This is a genomic window from Bacillus sp. BS98 (assembly GCF_008432245.1).
Taxonomy (GTDB): domain Bacteria; phylum Bacillota; class Bacilli; order Bacillales; family Bacillaceae_G; genus Bacillus_A; species Bacillus_A toyonensis.
The window spans coordinates 1,948,821-1,965,395 of the sequence record NZ_CP043830.1 but is presented as its reverse complement, the minus strand read 5'-3'; the positions used below and the strand labels follow the sequence as shown (position 1 = coordinate 1,965,395).

General features: G+C 33.4%; 18 protein-coding genes. 4 read left to right on the top strand and 14 right to left on the bottom strand.

Annotated features, from left to right (window positions below):
- Positions 1–58: 58 nt before the first annotated feature.
- Both brnQ and cbpA read right to left on the bottom strand, forming a co-directional pair.
- A complete protein-coding gene (brnQ, locus tag F0362_RS10280; RefSeq protein ID WP_002038514.1) occupies positions 59–1,411 on the bottom strand; it encodes a branched-chain amino acid transport system II carrier protein BrnQ4 in 1,353 nt (450 codons plus the stop codon).
- A 432-nt stretch (positions 1,412–1,843) separates the two neighbouring features.
- Entirely contained in the window at positions 1,844–2,491 is a 648-nt protein-coding gene (cbpA, locus tag F0362_RS10275) for a cyclic di-AMP binding protein CbpA (RefSeq protein ID WP_001220521.1), read from the bottom strand.
- Positions 2,492–2,747: 256 nt separating this feature from the next.
- On the opposite strand from cbpA, the gene F0362_RS10270 reads away from it, so the two are divergent.
- The 3 genes from F0362_RS10270 (at position 2,748) to F0362_RS10260 (ending at position 5,617) form a co-directional block, all read left to right on the top strand.
- Positions 2,748–3,617 carry a hypothetical protein gene (locus tag F0362_RS10270; RefSeq protein WP_000055276.1) on the top strand — a complete coding sequence of 290 codons (870 nt, stop codon included), beginning with the start codon at positions 2,748–2,750 and terminating at the stop codon, positions 3,615–3,617.
- 208 nt (positions 3,618–3,825) lie between these two features.
- Complete coding sequence (locus tag F0362_RS10265) at positions 3,826–5,133, top strand: hemolysin family protein (protein WP_000353739.1); 1,308 nt, start codon at positions 3,826–3,828, stop codon at positions 5,131–5,133.
- 1 nt (position 5,134) lies between these two features.
- Complete coding sequence (locus tag F0362_RS10260; protein ID WP_000215663.1) at positions 5,135–5,617, top strand: DUF456 domain-containing protein; 483 nt, start codon at positions 5,135–5,137, stop codon at positions 5,615–5,617.
- Positions 5,618–5,641: 24 nt separating this feature from the next.
- Here F0362_RS10260 and F0362_RS10255 read toward each other — a convergent pair whose 3' ends face one another.
- From F0362_RS10255 to cls, 4 genes are all read right to left on the bottom strand, one after another.
- Entirely contained in the window at positions 5,642–6,262 is a 621-nt protein-coding gene (locus F0362_RS10255; RefSeq protein WP_000861679.1) for an NAD(P)-dependent oxidoreductase, read from the bottom strand.
- Between the two features lie 101 nt (positions 6,263–6,363).
- The gene (locus F0362_RS10250) at positions 6,364–6,543 is read right to left on the bottom strand and encodes a hypothetical protein (RefSeq protein WP_001045965.1); all 180 of its coding nucleotides are present in this window, start codon (positions 6,541–6,543) and stop codon (positions 6,364–6,366) included.
- 182 nt (positions 6,544–6,725) lie between these two features.
- A complete protein-coding gene (locus tag F0362_RS10245) occupies positions 6,726–7,196 on the bottom strand; it encodes a spore coat protein (protein ID WP_000340531.1) in 471 nt (156 codons plus the stop codon).
- 30 nt (positions 7,197–7,226) lie between these two features.
- Positions 7,227–8,411, bottom strand: a complete 1,185-nt coding sequence (cls, locus tag F0362_RS10240) for a cardiolipin synthase (RefSeq protein WP_149889751.1) — start codon at positions 8,409–8,411, stop codon at positions 7,227–7,229.
- 160 nt (positions 8,412–8,571) lie between these two features.
- On the opposite strand from cls, the gene F0362_RS10235 reads away from it, so the two are divergent.
- Positions 8,572–8,658 (top strand): YjcZ family sporulation protein, encoded by an 87-nt coding sequence (locus F0362_RS10235; RefSeq protein WP_000505094.1) that lies wholly within the window; start codon positions 8,572–8,574, stop codon positions 8,656–8,658.
- Positions 8,659–8,784: 126 nt separating this feature from the next.
- Here F0362_RS10235 and F0362_RS10230 read toward each other — a convergent pair whose 3' ends face one another.
- The 8 genes from F0362_RS10230 to cotH form a co-directional block, all read right to left on the bottom strand.
- The gene (locus tag F0362_RS10230) at positions 8,785–9,291 is read right to left on the bottom strand and encodes an acyl-CoA thioesterase (RefSeq protein ID WP_000141169.1); all 507 of its coding nucleotides are present in this window, start codon (positions 9,289–9,291) and stop codon (positions 8,785–8,787) included.
- Between the two features lie 197 nt (positions 9,292–9,488).
- Complete coding sequence (locus F0362_RS10225) at positions 9,489–10,358, bottom strand: TIGR03943 family putative permease subunit (protein ID WP_000488051.1); 870 nt, start codon at positions 10,356–10,358, stop codon at positions 9,489–9,491.
- A 3-nt stretch (positions 10,359–10,361) separates the two neighbouring features.
- Positions 10,362–11,258, bottom strand: coding sequence for a permease (locus F0362_RS10220; RefSeq protein ID WP_000418718.1), 897 nt, complete (start codon positions 11,256–11,258; stop codon positions 10,362–10,364).
- 198 nt (positions 11,259–11,456) lie between these two features.
- Positions 11,457–12,398 carry a magnesium transporter CorA family protein gene (locus tag F0362_RS10215; protein WP_000933700.1) on the bottom strand — a complete coding sequence of 314 codons (942 nt, stop codon included), beginning with the start codon at positions 12,396–12,398 and terminating at the stop codon, positions 11,457–11,459.
- 184 nt (positions 12,399–12,582) lie between these two features.
- The gene (locus tag F0362_RS10210) at positions 12,583–13,962 is read right to left on the bottom strand and encodes a putative polysaccharide biosynthesis protein (protein ID WP_002038509.1); all 1,380 of its coding nucleotides are present in this window, start codon (positions 13,960–13,962) and stop codon (positions 12,583–12,585) included.
- Between the two features lie 96 nt (positions 13,963–14,058).
- Positions 14,059–14,661 (bottom strand): undecaprenyl phosphate transporter UptA, encoded by a 603-nt coding sequence (locus F0362_RS10205; protein WP_000880689.1) that lies wholly within the window; start codon positions 14,659–14,661, stop codon positions 14,059–14,061.
- Between the two features lie 104 nt (positions 14,662–14,765).
- On the bottom strand, positions 14,766–15,383 hold the full coding sequence (locus tag F0362_RS10200) for an NUDIX hydrolase N-terminal domain-containing protein (RefSeq protein WP_000153580.1): 618 nt from the start codon (positions 15,381–15,383) through the stop codon (positions 14,766–14,768).
- Between the two features lie 103 nt (positions 15,384–15,486).
- Complete coding sequence (gene cotH, locus F0362_RS10195; protein WP_000938007.1) at positions 15,487–16,563, bottom strand: spore coat protein CotH; 1,077 nt, start codon at positions 16,561–16,563, stop codon at positions 15,487–15,489.
- Positions 16,564–16,575: the final 12 nt, after the last annotated feature.

Genomic DNA, 16,575 nt, shown 5'->3' with positions numbered 1-16,575 from the left:
TCCTCCCAATTATTACTTAGACAAAATACAAAAATCCCCTTTAAAAAAAGAAAGGCGCCTAAGCACCTTTCTTTTGTAATTCGCTTGATTCATTTGATTTATAGAAGAAGAAACCGAGAATGCCGCCAATACATGATGGGATTAACCATCCTATTCCTTCTTTATATAATGGTAACATTTGTAGTACATTAGAAATCGCATCAATTTTAATGTTCGCACTTTCTAAACCGTTAAAGAAGCTAATTAACAACGCACCTAAAATCGCCCCAATGTAAATTGTATTACGCTTCCCTATCCATTTATGGAAATATGAAAGAACGATTAATACAATTGCAACTGGATAAATGATCATTAACACTGGTAATGTTACTGTGATTAATTGTGTTAACCCTAGGTTAGATACAATTAAACTAAATACACATACCATAGTTACAATCGTTTTATGCGAAAGTCTTGGAAATAAGTTTGTGAAGAAGCCAGCACACGCAGATGTTAATCCAACAGAAGTTGTTAAACAAGCAAGTATAATTACAAGTCCTAATAAAATTTTGCCACTTGTTCCATATAACTCATTTACAACATTCGTCAAAATAAGACCACCGTTCTCCGACACACCAAGTGATGTACTTGTAGATCCGAGATATGCAAGTGATAAATATATTAACGTTAAGCCTAATACAGCAATAATCCCTGATACAACTGTTATTTTTGCGATTTGTCCGCTCTCTTTTATCCCTTTTGAGCGAATAACTTGTACTACAACAATCCCAAACACAAGTGCACTAATCGCATCCATCGTTAAATATCCTTGAATAAATCCACCAAAGAAAGCATTCTCTTTATAAGCAGCTAAAGGTGCAGCCGGTTCTCCAATTGGATCAATAATTGCTTTCCCGACAATAACAGCAACAATTAATACTAATAATGGTGTAAGAAATTTTCCAAACCAATCGACTAATTTAGATGGATTTAATGATAAATACCACGTTATTCCGAAGAAAAATATAGTGAAAAGAAATAGCATGTACCACTCTGAAACCATTGCATCTGATAAAAACGGCTTCATACCCATTTCAAACGAAACGGCTCCCGTACGCGGGATTGCGAAAAATGGTCCAATTGCTAAATAACTAACCAATGGGAAAATAAACGCAAATATAGGGTGGACTCTAGAAGATAGCGCTTTCAAGTCCCCCTCTACAAACGCGACAGCTGTTACAGCTAATAGGGGTAATCCGACTCCCGTTACAAGGAATCCTATCGTAGCAATCCAAACATTCTCTCCTGCTTGTTGACCTAAAACTGGCGGGAAAATTAAATTTCCTGCTCCTAAAAATAATGCAAATAGCATTAAACCAATTGCTACCGTATCACCTGGCCTCAATCGTCCCTTCATACTCTTCATTTGCATAGCACTTTTTCATTGTTTATCTTTATTTTCACAATATGCTATGCATCCTCCTCTCTGCTCAAGATGATAAAATATACCCCTTACAAAGCAGTGTCTTTCTCCATAATTTCTCCATTCCCCTTATTATTACTCTAATTATTAATCTCGTCATTATTTTTTGTTTTTGATTTTTGATTTTTTTGAATATTTAAATCATTAGAGTGTTATTACGTGGAGTATAGTTGTCAGACCTCTTTGTTTTTATCACACATATAGTAACATATTTAGTTGAAAAATAAAAACATATTTTCAAATTGATTTTTTTGAAAATCAAAATTATCTACATTTTATATTCTCTCACACAAATGTTATTCGAGCACTAGACTCATTCTAGATTATTATTTTAAAATAATTTCAAAAGCCATCTAACATATGTTAGATGGCTTTTGCATGTTACTCTATCGTTTCTACTTCACGTGGATTATTCATCTCTTCTACATACACAACTCTAAATCCATGATCTTCTAAATCTTTTTGAAGTGTTTCTAATTCACCATCTTCAAACTCTTCTCCTAATGTAAACATAATTCTACGAACTAATAGAGCATCATTATCAAAAGTCATTAAACTTTGAATACCAGTGTATTTCTTCAAAACTGTCGATAACTTTTGGATCGCTCCATTATAGTCTTGCGTTCCAATCATGACAGAATATTTACTAGAATGAACGCCCCATGCATCTTCTAATAACTCAAAAACTTTTTTATGCGTTAAAATTCCAAGGAAAATTCCTTTTTCGTCAACTACTGATAAATAAGGTAATTTTTTTATTGTAAAAAATACTTTAAAGAAAGATGAATCTTCTCTCACAAATCCTTCTTTATCGTTCAATAATTGTATTACACTTTCGTCAAGTGATCCTTTATATTCTAAAATATCTACTTTATATATATTCCCTAAAAATTTCTCTTTTTTTTCATCTAAAACTGGTACACAACGATACCCTGTTTTATTTAAATGCTCCAATGCTTCCCCTATCGTAATCGAACTTGAGCACAGTAAAACTTCCCTTTTCGGCACGTAATTCCCTTTAATCCTCATAAAAAGCCTCCTTATGTTAAAATACTTTCTGTGCCATAACTATATTATATATTCAGAAAAAAATAAATAATTTATTTTATTTTTCTGAAAATTATTCATTTTCTTGTCATAATTTATTCATGAATCCTTCACTTGCATATCTTCACTAGGAAAGCCTCTCTCTGAATGACTTAATGAAAAAGATATTGTAACTTTATTAGAAAAACGCTAAAATAAGAATAAGAATTTTCTGAATATTCAAAGAGTAGGTGGTTATATGTCTTTGTTACGCTCGCATATATGCAAATTTATAATTGGTGTCATTGTTATTTTTGTCATAAGTCCTATCCCAGCTCTTTTTATTACACATAATTATTCTTATCAAAATGGCTTAATAAGTATTTTCCAAAACTTCGATCAACTTTCTTCTATATCAATTCCAAAAATTGATTGGATGCATGAATCTATTTTTTTCTCAGCAAATCAGATGATACATACTTCTACTCATTCAACACCACTATTCCCTTACATATGGGAAATATATTTTTTATCAATTGTTCGTTTCACTTTCACTCTTGCAATTGGCTTCTTTATAAGTTTAGGAATCGGTCATCTATTTTTAAAAGCACCAAATTCAATTAAAAAGATCACTACTTTCCTACACTGGATACCGTACTCTTTTTGCACTGTATTTTTACAATGTTCTATCTTACTACTTCTTCTCTATATTGCAAACTTTATAAAGTTTTCTTATTTCTCATCTTTGATCATCGTATGTAGTACCTCTATGATTATCGTTATGCAAGCAATAAAGAAATGGCTCCCTTTCCTGTATAACACAAGTGAATATGAAATGAAAAATTCTGCTTTCCTTGTTGATACATTATTTTTAGCACTTACTTCGAATCATAAATCTATTTTAAGTTCTATTATTTTTTCCTTTTTAATTATGGAATGTACTTTTCACGCGATCGGATTATTACAATTTATCGTTCAATTTGGTGGTACTGCACCTGTAATTGTCACAATCGGTTTACTACTATTGTATATCCCATACAGCGTCTTATCTTTTCTCCAAGCACTTTGGACAACAAACAACTCTAAACAACAAACATACACTATAACACGAAGTATCCCAAAACCGTAAAGTTACATAGCCCTCTATATTCTGAAAGTAGAGGGTTATTCCTTTTGTATCGAGGACAAAATAACAACAAACTCTAAAACTACACTATAAACATGCCAATATTTACCCTTTTCCTTTGACTATTCTTTTCATTTGGATTTATTATAAAAATATAACATAATTGCAGGAGGTGACATCTTTATTTCAAACTTTGGAATAGAGAACACACTTGGACATATTAAATATTTTTCTCATCTTTGTACTTATTCTTATTTCGGGCTTTTTCGTTGCATCAGAATTCGCTGTTGTAAAAGTACGAAAAAGCCGAATTGACCAACTTGCAAATGAAGGTAATAAACAAGCTTTAGCTGCAAGAAGTGTCCTATCTAATTTAGATGTTTATTTATCTGCTTGTCAGCTCGGGATTACGATTACTTCTTTAGGGCTTGGTTGGCTTGGTGAACCGACTGTGGAACATATACTACGACCGCTTTTTGAAAAAATCAACATGACTGGAACAATGGCTAACACGTTATCTTTTATTATTGCTTTTAGCGTTATTACATTTTTCCACGTTGTATTAGGTGAATTAGTTCCAAAGTCTTTCGCAATTCAAAAAGCAGAAGCAATCACACTCAAATTTGCCAAACCACTTATTTTATTTGATAAAATTATGTATCCGTTCATTTGGCTACTCAATAGTGCAGCTATATTTTTCACAAAACTACTCGGTTTAGAGCCAGCGAAAGAAAATGAACTTGCTCATTCAGAAGAGGAATTACGACTCATTTTAGGTGAGAGTTTTAAAAGCGGAGAAATAAACCAAACCGAATATAAATATGTAAATAATATTTTTGAATTTGATGACCGGGTTGCAAAAGAAATCATGGTCCCTCGTACTGAAATGGTTTGCTTATCTACCGAAAATACTTTAGAAGAAAATATGGATATCGTCGCAACTGAAAAATATACACGCTATCCTATAATTGAAAAAGATAAAGATGACATCATCGGGATGATAAATACGAAAGAAATATTTCATGATCAAACGAAAGGTATTTATAAACCACTTGAATCTTATATACATCCCGTACTAACTGTATTTGAAACTGTTCCAATCCGTAAAACATTAGTACATCTTCAAAAGAATCGCGTTCAGATGGCAATCATTATGGATGAATATGGTGGTACTGCTGGGCTTTTAACAATGGAAGATATTCTTGAAGAAATTATTGGAGAAATTCAAGATGAATTTGACGCGGATGAATCACCTATGATTGAAAAGCGTACCCCGAAGCTTACTGTTTTAGATGGAAAAGTACTCATTTCTGAAGTAAATGATATGTTTGGCCTACATATTGATGATAGCGATTTAGATACAATTGGAGGCTGGCTCCTCTCTCAAGCGGTTGACTTAAATATTGAAGCTGGTTATTCTATTGAATATGCTGGGTTTCAATTTAAAGCATTAGAACTTGATGGACATCAAATCAAAAAAATTGCTGTACATAAATTAGATATTAAAAAGGAGTTATAAAGTGACTGTTTTCTTAACAATCTGTATCATTGCCTGTTTCATCATTTCATTTCTCGCCTTTATTTACCCTATTATCCCAGGTATCTTAGCTGTATGGGCTGGATATTTGATTTACCATTTTGGTATAAATGGCGGGGAACTAACAATTACTTTTTGGGTCATTCAAGCCATTTTCACCCTATTCATTTTCGTCGCTGATTTTATTGCTAATGGATATTTCCTAAAAAAATATGGAAGTTCAAAATGGGGCGAACGTGTCGGTATGATTTCTATCATTGTTGGATCGTTCTTCTTCCCACCTTTTGGTTTAATAATTATACCGTTCTTATCGGTATTTTTCACAGAGCTCATGCATAAAAAGACGCCAAAAGACGCCTTTCTAGTAGGAGTTGCTACTGTAGTTGGTTTTTTAAGCAGTACTGTAGCGAAAGCTATTCTCCAAATCATTATGATTATCATTTTCGTATGTTATATCATCTTTTAACCATCCCGCTTTTGGGATGGTTTTTTAATATGAAATACCAACTCGACTATTTTCATATATATTTTCATTGCATAAATCCCATGTAAAATGTGCTGTATCACCAACTGTAATTTTCGCTCCATCTTCTGGCAATATATGTTGTTCAGTGCGATATACCCCCGTTATCTCACCGTCTATTAAATGCGTCGGACAAACAATGGTCCAACATAAATCACTATTATGAAGCGCCTTATATGCAGCTAAATGATCCTCTGCTGCTGCTGTCGTTTTCCTTTTTGATTCCGATGATTGGAAACGATATACATTTGGATTTGTTCTCGCTTGTAAAATACCAGCTGTTCCTATCGTAATAATTTTCTTAACACCTTCTTTTTCCATATACTTTATAATATTTGGCATACTCTTTGCTAATGTCCCATTTCCATCCGTTCCAAGAGCGCTAATTACGATATCACATCCTTCTATCGCTTTCTTTATATCGTTTTCGTTTAATATATTTCCTTCTATAACATGTAACCTGTCATGTTCTATTTCCATTCTATTTAAATCACGAACGAATGCCGTCACTTCGGATGAATCCTTTAATGCTAATTTCATTATTTCCGAACCTACTCTACCTGTCGCTCCCAATACACATACTTTCATTTGTTTACTCCTCTCTCATTCTTTCTCTATTTTTTCAATACTCTCAATCAATATACAACAAAAAAGCTTCCTCATATATAAGAGGAAGCTTTTTTATTACTTTATTTCTTTTCTTTAGAATCAGTAGACTTCTCTGTTCCACTTGTTTCTTTATCCTTTTTCTCATCCTGTTGTGTTGTTGTGTCTTCTTCTTTCTTCTTGTCCTCACCTTTACTACAACCTACCATTAATAAAGAACTTGCAAGTGCCATAGCAGTTAATGATTTAACCCATTTGTTCATTTGCGTTTCCTCCCTTTGATAGAATATGTACAATCCCATATTACTCTCTATTTTTAAAGGAAAGATTGAAAAATAGTAAATATACGGTAAATATTTGTAAATTTTCTAATAATAATTACATCTATCCCTTTTCTCTGCATGAAAGTAAAAAACTAGGGCGACAACTATTCCGCCTTAGTTTTTTATGCAAATTTCTCGTTTTCATATACATGTGTAATTTTATACTCCTTCTTCACAACATATTGCCACACACTATAAGCGTAACGATTCATTTTCAGGAAACAGTTTTCCAAAAACGAACGAAATTCTGGATTTGCAACTTCCACTGCAACTTGAGCAAACTTTAATGCTAATCGTTTCAAATGTGAAATATAACAGATTGCAATTTGGATATCTCCTGTATATGTATTATCTATTTCCTTTTCCGTTTCCATTTCCATTTCAGACAAATGAAACGAAATTGGTTCACATGTTATATGCTGTACATTCTCTCCTTCTTGAAAATTCACTTGTTCATTATATGCTTGTAACATATACGGTAAATGGTGCTGTATTATATCCTTTAATTCTTCATCCCGGATTTTTTCAGTATACTCTCCTACTTTATAAATTAACATGTAACTATACTTCATTAATTCTTTCATACAGTCCATTAAAGTTCCTCCTTTCCTTTTGTCTATATGCTATAAATATGACGCTAAAACATTCGCTATTCTTGCTAAAAACCAATCCCATTTACTAATTTCCTCAAAATCCTGTTCAGAAAATCGTTTTGATTTATGAAAATCCTCCTTTAATCGACTCCATACGTCAGCAACAACTGTTTTGTCATATATGAGACAGTTAGATTCGCAATTTAAATAAAAACTTCTATTATCAAAATTTGCTGTACCGATATCAACAATTTCTCCATCAATGATCGTTACTTTCCCATGAAAAAATCCATTGCGATATTGATAAATTTCCGCTCCAGCATGTAACATGTCTTTCAAATACGGATAAGCAGCTTGTTTTAACAATACGGCATCACTTTTAAATGGCACGAGAATTTTCACATTGATACCACGATGCAATGCATCTTTTAACTCTTTCATCATTTCTTTACTTGGTACAAAATAAGGTGTAGCAATTATTAAAGACTTTTTAGCCTGCTTTATAAGCGCACCATATTTCTGCCATAAACCTTTTCCATTTGAAAACAAATATTGATATTTTACATTTCCTTGTGCAGGTAAACTTTCATGTGCAGGCATTTTTTCCCCGGTATCCTCTTTCCAATCTTCAGCAAATTTTCTTTCCATATCAGTTGCACCATTCCCATTGATACGTACATGATAATCACGCCATGGACCAAATTTCTGATTTTGTCCAAGATATTCCTTTCCGATATTAAAACCACCGACGTATGATACTTTTCCATCTATCGTAACAATGCGTCTATGATTTCGTTGATGCAAAGAATAGAATATATTTTTCAGTTTAGGTTTTTTACTAAATGTGAACTGGACACCTTTTCTTTTTAATTGATTCAGTATCTTTTTCTTCAGCTTATATCCACCTATACGGTCGGCTGACAACTTCACTTCTACCCCGCTAGATGCTTTTTTCTCTAATAACTGTAAAAACTCTCTGCTTATTTCATCTTTACCTACAATATAAAAATGAATATATATATACTTTTCCGCATTGTTTATATCCTCAAATAATCTCCTATATAACTCTTCTCCGTTCGTATATAGTTGAAATTCGCCTAATCGAACTTGTCCTAATTCATATTCACTAGCCATTTTTTTCCCCATTTCCACATCGATGTTCATCCATATGAATACACCTATAAAAAAAAGGATTAGAGCGAAAAAGTGCTTCATGGATAATTTCCTTTCTCCACTTACTGTTATTCCTATATCTTCCCTTTTTTTATACATAATCATTCAAGAAAAAATGTCCTTACATGATATATGTCCATATCAAACAACAGCTCATTTGCATATTGTATGTTGTATCTTAAAATAAAAGGAGGAAATAACAATGGGCTTCGCACATGGTAATGGATTTGCGCTTTTAGTCGTATTATTTATCCTCTTAATCATCGTCGGTGCTGCTTGCTTCTGCTAAGTAGTTATTGTCATATGATATGTGGATGAAAAAACTATAAAAGCGGACACCTATTTTTAGGTGTCCGCTTTTTATTTTAAAACCATTATCGTTTGTTATGGTAACCTTAACGGCTATATATTCAATTCAAAAAGTTAACAATGTGGCTACTTTCTTACTCTCTGCCTTACGAATATTACGTTGTTCCGCACGTAATACAGCAATACGATGTAATTCTTTCTCTTCTTCTGTTTCAGGAATAACTCGTGGTACAGGAACTGGATTATTTTCCTTACTAAGTGCAACAAATGTAACAAATGACGTTGCAGCTATACGCTTTTCACCTGAAATTAAGTCTTCAGCCACTACCTTCACAAAAACTTCCATTGAAGTTCTTCCCGTCCAAATTACAAAGGATTCATAACTAACGCAATCAGATGAACGAACAGGATGTAAGAAATCAACCCAATCCATAGACGCTGTGACACATTCTTTTCTTGCATGTCTCGTTGCTGAAATAGAAGCAACCATATCCATCTCCGCTAATATTTTTCCACCAAATAGTGTATTATGATCATTTAAATCCGTTGGAAATACTCGGCTCGTTTTAAACACTCTAGACTCATTAGCTGTTTTCCCCTTTACTTCAGTCATTGTTATCGCTCCTTTGATTAATTATCCTGCTATTTGCGGGTAGTAAGACTCCCAGAAGAAATTAGGTGGAAGTCGGGCTGTCCGTATACTTTCAATGAGTTCAACTAACCATGTACTTGTTCACTACACTAAGTGAACTACACATTTAATATTAACAACATTCAGAACTTTTAGTCCATAAAAAAGAACCGATGTTATCAATCGGCTCCTCTAAATACATATTGTTCTTTCGGCTGCTCAACTTTATTCCATTTCGTTACTTCTAAAACAGGAATATTTGCATGGAACGGCTGATAAAACTCAGTTGTTATTTCTCCTTCGACTTGAATCCAGTCATCATTATTCCACTCTACCCCTTCTGGTTTTTTCACTAACATACCATATACACCAGAATCTGCTACACAGTGTATAATACCGAAACGGAATAAGAAGTATTGTTCTTTTTTAGAAGAATCATCTCTGAATACAAACCCTTTAAAAGATAATTTTTTCCCAGTAAACTCGCCAGGATAGTTATAAATCGTCTCCATACCCTTTAAGAAATCTTCATCTTTTAAAGTAATACTGTCTTTCGTAACAAACTCTTTCTTCCCTTTTTCCATTACACCACGGTATCCTTCTTTCCCGTAATAAATGCTCGTATCAGGTCTTAGAAATTGCCTTGTCATAAATGGATCTTTACTTTCTGCTTGCGCTACTGGAAAATGGAATCCCTTCGCCTTAACAATATCGGAATCTAATGTTGCAATTGGGAAAAACAATCCTGTAATGATTGGAAAACAGAATAATGTGTAAGAAAACACTTTTTTCCACCATGTATTCTCATCTTTCGAATGATCATGCCCGCAGTGACTATGATCGCAACCACAATTGTGCTGATCTTTTTCTTTTTGATGTTCTTTTTGGAAAACGATAATAATTTGAACAATCGTTAAAAACCCTAAAATAATGGCTGCTGTTGTTGATAAATAAGCATACTTCATATTGATATATTTCGTAATATTACCTGAAATATGAAGCTGTGCAATTAATATTGTGAAACCTAATAATATATATGCTCGAAACATAACCTACCACCCCATCGCATAAATGAGTAGTGAGCTTGCATAAACAACAAGAGTAACTGTAACTGTAACGACAATTACAAATTTTGTTTTAAATGTCGCAAGCATCATAAACATATTTTTAATATCCACCATCGGTCCATATACGAGAAACGCGACGAGTGATGCTGTTGAAAATGTACTTTGGAATGACGAAGCAATAAATGCATCTGCTTCTGAACAAAGTGATAATATAAAGGCAAGTCCCATCATTACAGCTGATGAAGAAAACGGCCCTTGTCCGATAGCAAGAAGTGTTGAAGTTTGTACAAACGTTTGAACCGCTGCTGCAATTAACGCACCTAGTACTAAGTATTTTCCCATTGAGAAGAATTCCTCAACTGCGTGCGTACATACCTCCCACATTTTTTTACGTAACGGACGCTTATGATTCACTTCTGGGAAGTGATCGTCTCGTAATTGATGTTCTTTAAACATAAATGATAATATAATTCCAACGATAATTGCTACGATAATCGCTACAATAGAACGATACCATACCATGTGCATACTACTTCCAAAAGCGACATATGTAGCAAATAGTACAACCGGATTAATAATCGGTCCAGTTAACATAAATGCAATCCCTGCGTATGGCGGAACGCCTTTTCCGATTAACCGTCTTACAATCGGAACAATTCCACATTCACATCCTGGAAACATCATGCCTAAAAAAGTAGCTAATAAAACTGACAGAAATCGGTTCTTCGGCATCCATTTTGCCACCATATCTTCTGTCACAAACATTTGAATGAATCCTGAAATAAATACACCAATTAGCACAAACGGAAGTGCCTCGATTAATATTGAGATAAAAATTGTATTCATTTGCAGGAATGCTTTCGGTAATTGAAACAATTCCATGATGTATTTCCTCCAACTTTTCTTTAACAATATGTAATTTTAACCCCATTTTATTAATTGGACAAGGCTTATACGGAATTCATAACCTTCATACACATTACATTTCACATGTTATATTCTATTCCAAAATTGAGATTTCATAGCAAAAAAGCTGCTCTAGCGTAGTTTTACAACTATGCTAGAGCAGCTTTTTTATTGTTAAAAGTAACGTTTCTTCCAAAAAACAAATGCCAATGTGAACGATAAAGTTACACATATAATGAGTACAATTACAAAACCATACGCTTCACCTTCAAATGGAACCTTTACGTTCATTCCAAAGAAACTAGAAACCATTGTTGGTAAAGATAAAATAATTGTAATAGACGTTAACAGTTTCATAACACTATTTAAATTATTTGATATAACGGAACTAAATGTATTCATCATTCCACTTAAAATGTGACTATATATTTCCGCCATTTCAATAGCCTGTTTATTTTCAATTAATACATCTTCTAATAGATCTTGATCGTCTTCATACATTTTTAAAAATGTACTGTTTCGCATTAATTTTTGAATTACAATTTTATTAGCCTTTAGTGATGTTGTAAAGTAAACTAAACTTTTTTCAAGGCCTAACAATGTAAAAATTTCTTTGTTTTTCATTGATTTATTTAATTGGTGCTCTAAATCGATTGTTTTTCGATTTATTTGCTTTAAGTATCTTAAATAATAAGTAGAAATCGTATATAAGAGCTGCAGTGCAAAGCGTGTCTTTTTAAACGTATAAAATTCTTTAATACGTTGATTAATAAAACGTTCAAAAATTGGATTCTCTTCTAAACAAATTGTAACGAAACAATCTGGCATTACAATCATACCTATTGGAATCGTGTCATAAATCGAATTCCCCTCTTCATCATGCCTAACTGTCGGAATATCGACGATGATTAAGGTATTATTGTCTTCCTTTTCAATACGAGAGCGTTCTTCATCATCCAAAGGGTCTTTAATGAAATCTAAGTCTACATTTAAAGTTTGTACTAAATACTGAATTTCTTCTTCAGTTGGATGAAGTACATTAATCCAGCAACCCTTTTGCATTTCCTCAATCTCTTGTAGTTTTCCGTTTCGGTCTGTTAAATACATATTTAACATACTATCACCCCGATTCTTTTTACATGTAGGAATCTACCTCTCTTACATAACAGTTTTTGAACCGCCATTCTCAGCATATGAAACATACGTTTAAATTTCAATAGAAAAATTATTTTGAAAACGCTTTTACGTGAAAAATATTATAAACGTAGAAAAAGACAGAGGATTCTCTGCCTTAAAAAGCTTATGTTGCCTTTATAACATATTTAGAAAGCATCCACAAGTTAAAACCAACTGAAATCGTATAGCCAGCGTAAGTTGAAATGATAAAACTTACATAATCGAAATACGGAAGCAATACAATATTTAATATTATCTTTACAATAATTCCGATTACTAAACCTAATACTGTTTTCTGTTGTTGATTAATTCCTTGCAGCATGGCAGCCGTTACAGTAAAGAGTGAAAATAGTATACACGCAGGAGCATAATATTGTAGAATAACACTCCCTATCTCCGGATCATTCCCCGTACTAAACAAAAGCGTATATATTGGTTTTGCTAACACCATCATTCCAATCGCCGCTGGTACCGTAATCCCTACTACTAATAGATTCGTCTTTGTAAAATGTTTATATAGTAACTTCGTATTCCCTGCTGTATAAGCTTTCGTCATCTCTGGAACGAGAGACATACTAAAAGCAGTCGCAACTGAAACTGGGATAAGTACAACCATTTGAACAAGACCAATAATCGCATTGATTTTTTCCGCTTCTCCTTGCATATATCCAATTTGTATAAGTAGTTTATTAATTGTAAATGTATCTATAGTCTGATACAAAGGAATAGCTAAACCAACCACGACGAAAGGAATAGAATATGTAAAGAGCTCCTTATACAACGAGAAGAAAGATTTCGTCGTTTGCGGTATACTTGCCATCTCTTTTTTCTTTAAATGCCTTCTCCTTCTTACATAATACGCAGTTAAAACAGCTAATCCACCTATTGCTCCCATGAAAGCACCAAACGTTGAAATACCAACTGCTAGCGATACAGAAGCTTTTAAAACATATAATACGACAAAACTTCCTATCAATATAGTTAAGACCCGAAAGAATTGCTCTACAACTACACTTAATGCAGAAGGGCCCATCGACTGAAATCCTTGAAAGAAGCCTCTTAATAAACTCATTACTGGTACAAGTATTAACGCAAAACTTACAATTTGAATGTTAGTAGCGACAGCAGTTACACTATTCCCCGTTTGATCACTTCCATCAACTACAAGTTCAGCTAAATGCGGGGCTAATACATACAGTGTGACACACGATACAACTCCCATTATTAACATAAAAACGATACCACTCTTTAGTACTCTTTTAACTGTATGATAATCATTTAGTTGATCATATTTTGATACCATCTTTGAAACAGCGAGCGGTAACCCCATCGTCGCTATACTCAGCATAATCGTATACGGACGATATGCATACGCGTATAGAACGTACCCACTCGTACCAACCATTGCTGTAAATGGTATAATATATATAAACCCTAACATTTTAGATATCATCGTTGCCATCGTTAAAAATATCGTTCCACGTATAAACGGTGACCCTTTCATCACATTCCTCCGCTACGCTTTATTATTACACATTATGGACAACTCCTTTTGTTTAGAACCGAAACAAATAAAAAAGCCAATGAATCATCATTGACTTTAACGTGTTGTTTTTTTCTTTTTCAAATACTTTAAACCGAAGTATAGTGCAATAAAGAGCACAGCTCCTATAATTATGTAATGTGTATAATCAGATGCATACTCTTTAATATGACGCCAATTCCCACCAAGTTTTTCACCTAAGTATATAAATAGAATTGACCACGGAATAATCGCTACAACCGTATAAAGTGTAAATAGTTTTAATGGCATCTTAGCTAGTCCTGCTGGAATAGAGATCGCATGACGTACTACTGGAATAAAGCGTGCAGAAAATATTACGCCTGCTCCGTAACGTTTAAACCAACCTTCCGCTATGTCTAAATGGTGTTTATTAATAAGTAGATATTTCCCATATTTCTCTACAACCGGACGCCCTCCGTAGTATCCAAGCCAGTATAAAAAGATTTGCGCTAAAGTACCACCAATCGTTCCGGCGATAACTGCCCCCACAAAACTAATTTTACCATCCGCTACTAAAAAGCCAGCATACGAAAGTACAATTTCACTTGGGATTACTTCAATCATTAAAGCAAGAGCTACTCCAAAGTACCCTAAGCTTGCAAAAAATTGCAATAACTGATCTATTATATTTGCTAACATGTTCTTTTCTATCTCCTTTTTTCTTCACATACCATCCCATTATCACATAAAGATTGCAATCTGCCAATATCTTCATTTTAACAATATGTACAATTCAAGCAGCATTAATCTATTATTTTTTCTTTCTGTGGGTCTTTCATATAAGCAAACATTTCTTTAATTTGCTCTTCTGTATTTCTAGCAATTGATAAATCCGGCAATTCATCTTCACCAAAAAACTCTATTTCTTCTGTTTCAATACTAACCTTCTTTTCCCCACCAACAATATTACAACCAATAAAAATCTTATATACATGCGTTGCTGAAGGCGATGGTTGATGCTTTTCTTTATCAAATATAGCTAGTAGCTTAAAACGATCTACTTCATATCCTGTCTCTTCGAAAACCTCTTTTGCTGCTACTTCTGTTGGCGTATAACCAACATCAGCCCATCCACCTGGCAATGCCCATTTCCCATCACTTTTTTCCTTCACAAATAATAGCTTTTCATTTTGACAAACAACTGCTCGTATATCAACTTTTGGTGTTTGATAGCCCGTCTCACTTGCAAATAGTTTCGCTACTACTTCCCAATCTGTTTTTGTGTAATGTGACATCATCGAAATCGAAATGTCTCGTAATTGTTGGAAACGTTCTATATCGTACACATCTTTAGAATACGTTAAACCCGCTTGGGCTATAGATTGTATTTGTTTTACCCAATCAATCCATTTAATCGTCATCTCTACACAACCCCATTCTCTATCAAATACATATCATTTCACTTTTTTGGTACACCTTTATTATACAAAAAAGAGATTGATAATGTTCCAATCTCTTTCAAAATTAATCCAATTCATGTAAGTGGTCTTGTATATACTTCCTTCTTTTATTTATATATTCATAAATCATATCAGCCTCTTGATCAAACGTTTCTAATTTTTCTTTCATATATGGATCTTGTAGTAAATATGGACGAATCAATTCACACAACGCTTCTACTTTCGGCCTCATAAACGAAACTGTAAATTGGTCTTCTAATATTTCTTCTAAAATACTTCGATACTGCTTTCTAAATACAGGTATGTCTAACAATCTTGCACTTAACGTGTTATACCCTTGAATGCGAATATATTCATGATTAAGCGGTCTCCCTTGTACATCTCGCCCCCAAGTTGCATCATAATCCCACGGTATAACTTCAAATAAATTTGTCTCATCGTTATGGTATAGTGCATAGTTATGAACGAAACCGTCAAAGTTTTGCGTGAAAATTACTCCAGCTAACCATCGTAAATATTTATCTACATGTAGAAACTTCCCAATTTCTTTTTCATAATCTTCCCTCGACAAAGTATTCGCTTGAAATACAAATTCACTTAGTTGTTCTTCACTATTTTTATTCGAATATTTAAATTCATAACCCGCAAAGAGCTCTGTCTTAACATCTTTATCTCGCTCACTCATTAATGAAAAATTTGCATCATCATCTATCGCATAATAAATAGAACCACTCGGTAATCCTCTATTTTTCAAAAAGTTTTCATCAACTGATTCTAACTGTAAATATACACCTTGAATTTGACCATTGATTTTTATAAATACATGTTGTGATTTTGGCGAAAGTACACCAATATCATGAAAAAAATCTAAAGATAATTTATTTCGTATGAGTGACGGATCCATAAACTCAGAATTCAAATGAAACTCTTTCGCGCCTTGAAATTTTTTCGGTTTATAAAATACAACATGATAAGACTTTTTCTCAAATTCGCGAATATGAGCACCCCGGTATACGATATCAATGTCATACTTCTTTTTTCCATAAGTTAATTTTGCTGGCACTGGACTATCTGACCAAATATCTTTTTTCAATTCCACTAAGTACATTGGATGAACAAAAAAATCATATGAAGGCAGCATGTTTTCTCATCC